Source organism: Stenotrophomonas sp. YJH_SMC_10, assembly GCF_059371555.1.
This window is the reverse complement of sequence record NZ_JCAFUS010000021.1, coordinates 35,262-43,582: the sequence shown is the minus strand read 5'-3', so window position 1 is coordinate 43,582 and position 8,321 is coordinate 35,262. Positions and strand designations below refer to the sequence as shown.

At 69.4% G+C, this 8,321-nt stretch carries 9 protein-coding genes; 7 read left to right on the top strand and 2 right to left on the bottom strand.

Translation table 11 applies throughout. The annotated features are described in order from the left end of the window. The 7 genes from AC5P9C_RS19255 to AC5P9C_RS19225 all read left to right on the top strand — a co-directional run. The coding region (locus AC5P9C_RS19255; protein WP_495205245.1) for a hypothetical protein at positions 1–282 on the top strand (282 nt) is incomplete at its 5' end. Between the two features lie 95 nt (positions 283–377). Continuing rightward, complete coding sequence (locus AC5P9C_RS19250; protein ID WP_414615359.1) at positions 378–2,126, top strand: glutamine--tRNA ligase/YqeY domain fusion protein; 1,749 nt, start codon at positions 378–380, stop codon at positions 2,124–2,126. A 43-nt stretch (positions 2,127–2,169) separates the two neighbouring features. Further along, positions 2,170–2,823 carry a hypothetical protein gene (locus AC5P9C_RS19245; RefSeq protein WP_103282776.1) on the top strand — a complete coding sequence of 218 codons (654 nt, stop codon included), beginning with the start codon at positions 2,170–2,172 and terminating at the stop codon, positions 2,821–2,823. Between the two features lie 50 nt (positions 2,824–2,873). Beyond that, positions 2,874–3,593, top strand: a complete 720-nt coding sequence (locus tag AC5P9C_RS19240; RefSeq protein ID WP_343543776.1) for a DUF6348 family protein — start codon at positions 2,874–2,876, stop codon at positions 3,591–3,593. Positions 3,594–3,689: 96 nt separating this feature from the next. Beyond that, on the top strand, positions 3,690–4,250 hold the full coding sequence (locus AC5P9C_RS19235) for a nucleoside deaminase (RefSeq protein ID WP_019661129.1): 561 nt from the start codon (positions 3,690–3,692) through the stop codon (positions 4,248–4,250). Next, complete coding sequence (rlmM, locus tag AC5P9C_RS19230; protein ID WP_262231832.1) at positions 4,234–5,301, top strand: 23S rRNA (cytidine(2498)-2'-O)-methyltransferase RlmM; 1,068 nt, start codon at positions 4,234–4,236, stop codon at positions 5,299–5,301. The genes AC5P9C_RS19235 and rlmM overlap by 17 nt, the downstream gene beginning before the upstream one ends. Positions 5,302–5,366: 65 nt before the next feature. Then, positions 5,367–5,765 (top strand): EF-hand domain-containing protein, encoded by a 399-nt coding sequence (locus AC5P9C_RS19225; RefSeq protein ID WP_343543550.1) that lies wholly within the window; start codon positions 5,367–5,369, stop codon positions 5,763–5,765. A 69-nt stretch (positions 5,766–5,834) separates the two neighbouring features. Here the strand turns inward: AC5P9C_RS19225 and AC5P9C_RS19220 are convergent, their stop codons facing one another. Then, positions 5,835–7,016 carry a UbiH/UbiF family hydroxylase gene (locus AC5P9C_RS19220; RefSeq protein WP_053462213.1) on the bottom strand — a complete coding sequence of 394 codons (1,182 nt, stop codon included), beginning with the start codon at positions 7,014–7,016 and terminating at the stop codon, positions 5,835–5,837. Further along, complete coding sequence (gene ubiH, locus AC5P9C_RS19215; protein ID WP_414615343.1) at positions 7,013–8,221, bottom strand: 2-octaprenyl-6-methoxyphenyl hydroxylase; 1,209 nt, start codon at positions 8,219–8,221, stop codon at positions 7,013–7,015. Before ubiH ends, AC5P9C_RS19220 begins: the two co-directional genes overlap by 4 nt. Between the last annotated feature and the right edge of the window lie 100 nt (positions 8,222–8,321).

The following is an 8,321-nucleotide window of genomic DNA, read 5'->3' as shown; positions in this document are numbered from 1 at the left end:
GCGTTCCGCCGGCCAGCGGCCGGCGCTACCGACCTGCGCGTCGATCCGCGTTCCGCCGGCCAGCGGCCGGCGCTACCGACCTGCGCGTCGATCCGCGTTCCGCCGGCCAGCGGCCGGCACTACCGACCTGCGCGTCGATCCGCGTTCCGCCGGCCAGCGGCCGGCACTACCGACCTGCGCGTCGATCCGCATTCCGCCGGCCAGCGGCCGGCGCTACCGACCTGCGCGTCGATCCGCGTTCCGCCGGCCAGCGGCCGGCACTACCGGAAGATGGGCGGGTAGTGCCGGCCGCTGGCCGGCATCCCCATACGCCACCGGGCAGCCCTGCCCCGTACGCGCTAGACTGTTGGTCTTTCTGCCTTTCTTTTCGCCGACTCATGTCCGAGCACACCCCCGCCAGCCCCGAGACCCCCGCCGACAGCCACGAGAAGCGCGATTTCATCCGCCAGATCGTGCGCGAGGACCTGGCCAGTGGAAAGCACCAGGCGATCAAGACCCGCTTCCCGCCCGAGCCGAACGGCTACCTGCACATCGGCCACGCCAAGTCGATCTGCCTGAACTTCGGCATCGCCGGTGAGTTCAGCGGCGTCTGCAACCTGCGCTTCGACGACACCAACCCGGCCAAGGAAGATCCGGAATACGTGGCTGCGATCCAGGACGACGTGCGCTGGCTGGGCTTCGAGTGGAACGAGCTGCGCCACGCCTCGGACTACTTCCAGGCCTATTACCTGGCCGCCGAAAAGCTGATCGAGCAGGGCAAGGCCTATGTCTGCGACCTGTCGGCCGAGGAAGTGCGCGCCTACCGCGGCACCCTGACCGAGCCGGGCCGTCCGTCGCCGTGGCGCGACCGCAGCGTCGAGGAGAACCTCGACCTGTTCCGCCGCATGCGCGACGGTGAATTCCCGGATGGCGCGCGCACCCTGCGCGCCAAGATCGACATGGCCAGCGGCAACATCAACCTGCGCGACCCGGCGCTGTACCGCATCAAGCACGTCGAGCACCAGAACACCGGCAATGCGTGGCCGATCTACCCGATGTACGACTTCGCCCACGCGCTGGGTGATTCGATCGAGGGCATCACCCACTCGCTGTGCACGCTGGAGTTCGAAGACCACCGCCCGCTGTATGACTGGTGCGTGGACAACGTCGATTTCGCCCATGACGACGCGCTGACCCAGCCGCTGGTCGATGCCGGCCTGCCGCGCGAAGCCGCCAAGCCGCGCCAGATCGAGTTCTCGCGCCTGAACATCAACTACACGGTGATGAGCAAGCGCAAGCTGATGGCGCTGGTCACCGAACAGCTGGTGGACGGCTGGGAAGACCCGCGCATGCCCACCCTGCAGGGCCTGCGCCGACGCGGCTACACCCCGGCCGCGATGCGCCTGTTCGCCGAGCGCGTGGGCATCAGCAAGCAGAATTCGCTGATCGACTTCAGCGTGCTGGAAGGCGCGCTGCGCGAAGACCTGGACAGCGCCGCGCCGCGCCGCATGGCGGTGGTCGATCCGGTCAAGCTGGTGCTGACCAACCTGCCGGAAGGCCATGAAGAGCTGCTGACCTTCAGCAACCACCCGAAGGACGAGAGCTTCGGCAGCCGCGAAGTGCCGTTCGCACGCGAGGTGTGGATCGACCGCGAGGACTTCGCCGAAGTGCCGCCGAAGGGCTGGAAGCGCCTGGTGCCGGGTGGCGAAGTGCGCCTGCGCGGCGCCGGCATCATCCGCTGCGACGAAGTGATCAAGGATGCCGATGGCACCATCACCGAGCTGCGCGGCTGGCTGGATCCGGAATCGCGCCCGGGCATGGAAGGCGCCAACCGCAAGGTCAAGGGCACCATCCACTGGGTCAGCGCCGTGCATGGCGTGCCGGCCGAGATCCGCCTGTACGACCGCCTGTTCTCGGTCCCGAACCCGGACGACGAATCGGAAGGCAAGACCTACCGCGACTACCTCAATCCGGAATCGCGCCGTACCGTCACCGGCTATGTCGAGCCGGCCGCGGCCAGCGCCGCGCCGGAGCAGTCGTTCCAGTTCGAACGTACCGGCTACTTCGTTGCCGACCGCCGCGATCACAGCGAGGCCAAGCCGGTGTTCAACCGCAGCGTGACCCTGCGCGACACCTGGTCGGCCTGAGGACCTGCGCGGGCGCCTGGATGGCGCCCGCACGACCGCGACGATGATCACCGCCCTTTCCGTCCTGCTCTGGTTCATCTCGCAGCATCCGCTGCTGACGTTCTTTGCAGCGATGGTGCTGGCCGGGCTGGTCTCGTGGTGGCGGCGCTTTCCGGGCTACGCCATCGTGGTGTTCCCGCTGGCGATGCTCAACATGTTCCTCGGCCACTTCCTCAACGCCACCTTCCTCAACAGGGTGGGCGAGCGCGGTGAAGCGGTGATCGTCAAGGCCGAGCGGACCAGCTCCACGCTCAACGAACAGTACATCTGGCGCTACGAAGGGGTGCTGCGTACCGCCGAGGGCCGCGATGTGGACGTGGTGTTCCACACCAACACCGCCTCGCTGTGGCCGCTGGAAAACGCCATCCGCATCCCGGCGCGCGAGCAGCCGTTCGTGGTCAAGTACACGCCGGGTTTCCCGCGCAACTTCGTCATCCTCACCAACGAATCCCCGCACGGGCTGGCCCAGGCCCGGGCCAGCGCGCGCGAGCGGGTGGAGGTGGCGGCACGCAAGCTGCATTTCAGCCCGGGCAATGCCGAGTTCCGCGCCGACTATCGCCGCGAGCTGGAAAGCTGGCTGCGCGACCACGGCAACGATCCGCAGCAGCAACCCGACGCGCAGCGATATCGCGCCGAACTCGACGCGCTCGACCGCTAGATCCCCAGGCCCTGCCTGGATGCTCCACCCCATCCACCCACAGGCCTGACATGACCACGACCTCCGCCCTCCTCCCGCTGCTGCAGCAGGTCATGCAGGACGCCGGCACCGCCAGCCGCGTCGACGGCGGCGCGCTGCTGCTGGACAGCGGCCTGCGCCTGACCCCGCATGCGGTGGCCGCGCACGCGCGGGACAACGGCGGCTGGCAGACCTCCACCGTCATCGAGAGCCAGCATCCCGTGCTGTTCGCCGATGGCCTGTTCGAGTACCAGCATGCCAACGGTACCGATGAGCAGGCATCGCTGCTGTCCGGCTTCCAGGCCTGGGTACGGGTAGACCTTGCGACCCTGCAGACCGCGATCGGCGCCGAAGACGCGCAGGGGCTGCCGATGATGGGCCTGACCTATCCGGCCGGCGATGACGGCCAGGAACTCGAACGCACCGTGGTGCTCGGTCCACTGGCGCATTACCGCGAGCATGAGATGGACACCGGCCCCCGCAGCGAAGACGATCATGGCTCCTGCCCCTGCTGCCTGTTCACCCGCAGCATCGATGCATTCGATGCGCTGCTGAAGACGCGCTCTTTCCTGGCCATCCGCCTGTTCGCCTCGCGCGATGCCGATGGCCTGTGCGAGGCCGATTGCCGGGTCAACGGCCACGACTTCGCTCCCGCCCTGCCCCTGCTGCGCGCCTACGCGGCCAGCTGGCCGCAGGCCGGGCTGGAGTTCCGCAAGCAGTACGTGGTGATCCGCACCGGCTCGCCGGGCTGACCCACCGCCACACCCGACACAGGCCGGTGCGGCTACACTGCGCGCCGGTTTCCCAAGCAACCGCACCTTCTTCCATCCCTACGAGGCACCCCCGCGATGCTGTACGCGCAAGTCCACCTGACCCTTCCCGCCTGGATCCACGACCAGATCGACCTGGATCGTCGATATCCGGGCGACGAGGCCAAGGTCGCGCTGGCGATCGAGCTGTCGCGGCTGAACGTCGAGCACGCCAGCGGCGGCCCGTTCGGCGCCGTGGTGTTCGGTCCGGATGACAAGGTGATCGCCGCGGGCGTGAACCGGGTGATGCCGCACGCGACCTCGCTGGCGCACGCCGAGAACATGGCCTACATGCTGGCCCAGCAACGCCTGCAGACCCCGCGCCTGAACGCGGTGCTGTCGCCGGTCACCCTGGCCACCAGCTCGCAGCCCTGCTGCCAGTGCTACGGCGCCACCGTCTGGGCCGGCATCGACCGGCTGCTGATCGGTGCCAGTGCGGCCGACGTCGAGGAACTGACGCCGTTCGACGAAGGCCCGCTGCCGGCCGACTGGGTGGGCGAACTCAACAAGCGCGGCATCGAAGTGGTGCAGGGCCTGGACCGCGACGCCGCGCGCAGCGTGCTGCGAACCTATGGGGAAAGCGATGGCGCCCGTTACTGAGACCGGCATCGGCCTGCTGTGCCTGTGCCGGCAGGGCTTCGAACCCGAGCTGGCCGGCGAGCTGCAGTTCCGCGCCGGTGAAGCCGGTTTCGCTGGCTATGCGCGCACCCAGCGCAATGACGGCTATGTGCTTTTCATGTGCGACGATGCTGCAGCACTGGCGCCACGCCTGCGCTGGCGTGAACTGATCTTCGCGCGGCAGAAGCTGGTCGTGCTGGCCGAGCTGCCGCAGCTGGACCCGAGCGATCGCATCACCCCGATGCTGGAAGTGCTGGCCGATGCGCCGCGCTTCGGCGACCTGTGGGTGGAGCACCCCGATTCGGACGCTGGCAAGCCGCTGTCCGGGCTGGCGCGAGCCTTCGGCAATGCACTGCGCCCGGCGCTGCGCAAGGCCGGCAAGCTCAGCGACAAGCCGAACAACCGCCTGCCGCGCCTGCACGTCGTCTTCGTCGACGGCACCCATGCGTTCGTCTGCGTGGCCGACCCGGCCGACAGCGCGCCGTGGGCGCTGGGCATTCCGCGCCTGAAACTGCTGCCCGAAGCGCCCTCGCGTTCGGCGCTGAAGCTGGACGAAGCACTGCTGACCCTGCTGACGCCGGAAGAACGCGAAGCACTGGCCAAGCCCGGCATGCGCGCGGCCGACCTGGGCGCCGCCCCCGGCGGCTGGACCTGGGTGCTGACCCGCCAGCACATGCACGTACTGAGCATCGACAACGGCCCGCTGCGCCAGCACGTGCTGGACACCGGCCTGGTCGAGCACCTGCGCGCCGACGGCTTCCACTGGCACCCGGAACAACCGCTGGACTGGATGGTCTGCGACATGGTCGAGCAGCCGCGTCGCGTCGCCGAACGCATGGCCACCTGGTTCCGCGAAGGCTGGTGCCGGCACGCGATCTTCAACCTGAAGCTGCCGATGAAAAAGCGCTGGGACGAAACCCGGCTGTGCCTGGACCTGTTCCAGGACCAGGCCGGCAAGCCGCTGGTGGTGCGCGCCAAGCAGCTCTATCACGATCGTGAAGAGATCACCGTGCTGGCCTCGCCGCTGCGCTGATCCGTCATCGGCGGCACAGGGTGCCGGGAGTACGCTCCCGGTACCCCTTTGGCAAGGAGCCTGTCATGAACCTTCCACGTGCTGCCCTGCTGTTGACCATCCTGCTGGCCGCGGTACCGGCCATGGCCCAGCACAGGCCATCGACCCCTGCGCAGAGCCAGCCGCTGGGCCCGACCGGCGGTGCCATCCGCCAGCAACCGCTGGATGCCGGGCGGGTGACCGGCAGCGTCGAGATTGCACAGCCGGCCGGCGAGGCCCAGGTGACCGTGCGCTCGCTGGAGCCCAGCAGCGTGGTCGGCCAGTACCGCGTCCGCTTCAGCGACCTCGACGTGAATGGCGATGGTTTCATCAGCCGCGAGGAAGCACAGGCCAACCCAGCGCTGGCCGACGAATTCAACTCGCTGGACCGCAGGCATCGCGGCAAGCTGGACCGCACCGACCTGGCCGGATGGCTGGTTGACTGAAAAAAGGGGACGGAGGGGATTAAGTCGCATGTGCACATACGACTTAATCCCCTCCGTCCCCTTTTTGCTTCAGACGCCGGCGGCGCGCTTCCAGAACGCCTGCACCAGCGGCGGCCACTTGCCGACGCAGCCCAGCGCGCGGCCGCGCGCCAGGGTCAGGTGCATTTCGTCGTTGGAGAACAGGCGGTTGATCGCATCGAAGCTGTAGGCAGCGACGTGGTTGTCGCTGCGGCGTTCGCGTGCCCAGCGTTGCAGGCGCTGCGGTGACAGCCGCGGCTGGCCGCGGCGCTCTGCCGAGGGCGCCAGCCACTGCTGCAGGGCGGCGACATCGCGCAGCCCCAGGTTCACGCCCTGCCCGGCCAGCGGATGCACCACATGGGCGGCGTCTCCCAATGCCAGCACACGACCGGCCACGTAGTGACGGGCCAACTGGCGGCGCAGCGGGAATGCCGCACGTGGCGATGCCAAGCGCAGCTCACCCAGGCGTGCCGCAAAGGCGCGGGTCAGTTCGCGGTTGAAGCTGTCCTCGTCCAGCGCCAGCACGCGCGCCGCCTCGTCCTCGGGCAGGGTCCAGACGATCGAGCTGCGGCGCTCGGCCACCGGCAGCAGCGCCAGCGGCCCGCTCGGCAGGAAGCGCTGCCAGGCCGTGGCCTGGTTGGGGAGATCGCTGTCCACGTAGGCCACCACGCCTCGCTGGTGGTAGTCGTGGCGCTCGACCTCGATGCCGGCCAGCTGGCGCAGGGTCGATTCGGCGCCGTCAGCGGCCACCGCCAACGCCGCTTCCAGGCGACGCCCGTCATCCAAGCGCAGGCGCACGCCGTCCTCGTCCTGCTCCAGCGCGTCCACCCGTGCCGGGCAGTGCAGCTGCACGCCCGCCGCCGGCAATGCCGACCACAGGCGATCCTGCAGCAGGCCGTTCTCGACGATGTAGCCCAGCTCGCGTCGACCGAAGCGATCGGCATCGAACAGCAGATCCTCGCCACCGGCCGCGTCCCACACCTGCATGCGCCGGTAGGGCCAGGCACGGGCCTGGGCAATGGCCGGCCACACGCCGAGGCGGTTCAACAGCTGAACATTGTCAGCGGCGAAGGCGAACACGCGCAGGTCCGGCTGTGCAGCCTGCCACGGCGCCGGTTCGCGGCCCTCGACCAGCGCCACCGACAGTCCGGCATCGGCCAGCGCCAGCGCACACGCGGCACCGACCACGCCACCGCCGACGATGGCCACATCAAGACGCGCGCGCCGGCTCATGCGGCTTCTCCGCGGCACAGGCGTGGCACTTCGCCGCGGAAGCCCATCGCGCCACCGACCAGCATCGATTGCACCGACGCGCGCTGCGCGGCCACCAGGCCGAGGCTGCGCAACGGCCGCATCAACGGCGCCGGGTTGCTGGTCAGGCGCGCCAGTCCGCCGGAGAACGCCACCGTCTGCCGGCGGTCGTCCTCGCGGCGCGCGACGTAGGCCTGCAGCAGAGCATCGCTGCCGGCATCGTCATGCGCATCCTCCAGCAGTTCGGCCAGGGTCAGTGCATCGCGCAGGCCCAGGTTGAAGCCCTGCGCGCCCAGCGGATGGATGGTCTGCGCAGCATTGCCGAGCAGCACCGTGCGCTCACCGGCCAGCGCGCGCGCCAGCACCTGGATGAGCGGATACGCGCTGCGCGGGCCGGATTCGAGCAAGCGACCGGCACGCCAGCCGATCGCGTTCTGCAGGCGCTGCAGCCAGGCGGCATCGTCCAGCGCCATCACCGCATCGGCCTGCTCGCGTGCCACGCCGTGCACGCAGCCGAAATGACGGTCACCCCGCGGCAGCAACGCGGTCGGGCCGGTATCGGTGAAGCGCTCCCAGGCGGTGCCGTCCGGCGCGCGCTGGCTGCGCACCCGGGCCACGAACAGGGTCTGCTGGAAATCATGGCGATCGACCTCGATGCCCAGCGCGTCGCGCACGCCACTGGTCGTGCCATCGGCTCCCACCACCAGCCGCGCCAGCAGCACGCGCTCGCCGGCCTCGTCGGCCACCCGCACCTGGCGGTAACCGTCGACCACCTCGCCCAGGCCCAGGAACCGCATCGGCCGGTAGCGCCGTAGCCGCGGCAGCTCCTGCAGGCGCGCTTCCAGCGCCTGGCCGAAGTCCCGCGCCACCACCACCTGGCCGAACCACGGCCGGTCGTAGTCGCCTGCCTCCAGCTGCACGCGGCCGAAATCGCCGGCACGGCTGACATGGATGCGGCGGATCGGACCCGGTGCCATCGCCAGCTTCTGCATGACTCCCAAGGCGGTCAGTGCGTTGACCGTGGCAGCGGCGAAACTGAGGTTGCGCTGGTCGAACACCGCCGGCAGCTCGCCGGCCGGGCTGGCTTCGAGCAGGCCCACGTCGCGGCCCAGCCGGTCCAGGGCGATGGCCAGGCTGGCACCGACCAGGCCACCACCGACGATCAGCACGTCATGTCGTTCACTCATGGTGTTCATGATACGCGCTCGCCCCGCCCGAACACCCAACGGCGCCCGACCTGCGCCAACCGGCGCGGCGGGCTAGAATGAAACCTGAATCCGCTCCGGG

Excerpts from the sequence above, each read along its gene's own strand:
- AC5P9C_RS19220 (WP_053462213.1), bottom strand. The coding sequence starts at position 7,016 with ATGAGCCGGCGCGCGCGTCTTGATGTGGCCATCGTCGGCGGTGGCGTG.
- ubiH (WP_414615343.1), bottom strand. The coding sequence starts at position 8,221 with ATGAGTGAACGACATGACGTGCTGATCGTCGGTGGTGGCCTGGTCGGT.
- AC5P9C_RS19250 (WP_414615359.1), top strand. The coding sequence starts at position 378 with ATGTCCGAGCACACCCCCGCCAGCCCCGAGACCCCCGCCGACAGCCAC.
- rlmM (WP_262231832.1), top strand. The coding sequence starts at position 4,234 with ATGGCGCCCGTTACTGAGACCGGCATCGGCCTGCTGTGCCTGTGCCGG.
- AC5P9C_RS19245 (WP_103282776.1), top strand. The coding sequence starts at position 2,170 with ATGATCACCGCCCTTTCCGTCCTGCTCTGGTTCATCTCGCAGCATCCG.
- AC5P9C_RS19225 (WP_343543550.1), top strand. The coding sequence starts at position 5,367 with ATGAACCTTCCACGTGCTGCCCTGCTGTTGACCATCCTGCTGGCCGCG.
- AC5P9C_RS19235 (WP_019661129.1), top strand. The coding sequence starts at position 3,690 with ATGCTGTACGCGCAAGTCCACCTGACCCTTCCCGCCTGGATCCACGAC.
- AC5P9C_RS19240 (WP_343543776.1), top strand. The coding sequence starts at position 2,874 with ATGACCACGACCTCCGCCCTCCTCCCGCTGCTGCAGCAGGTCATGCAG.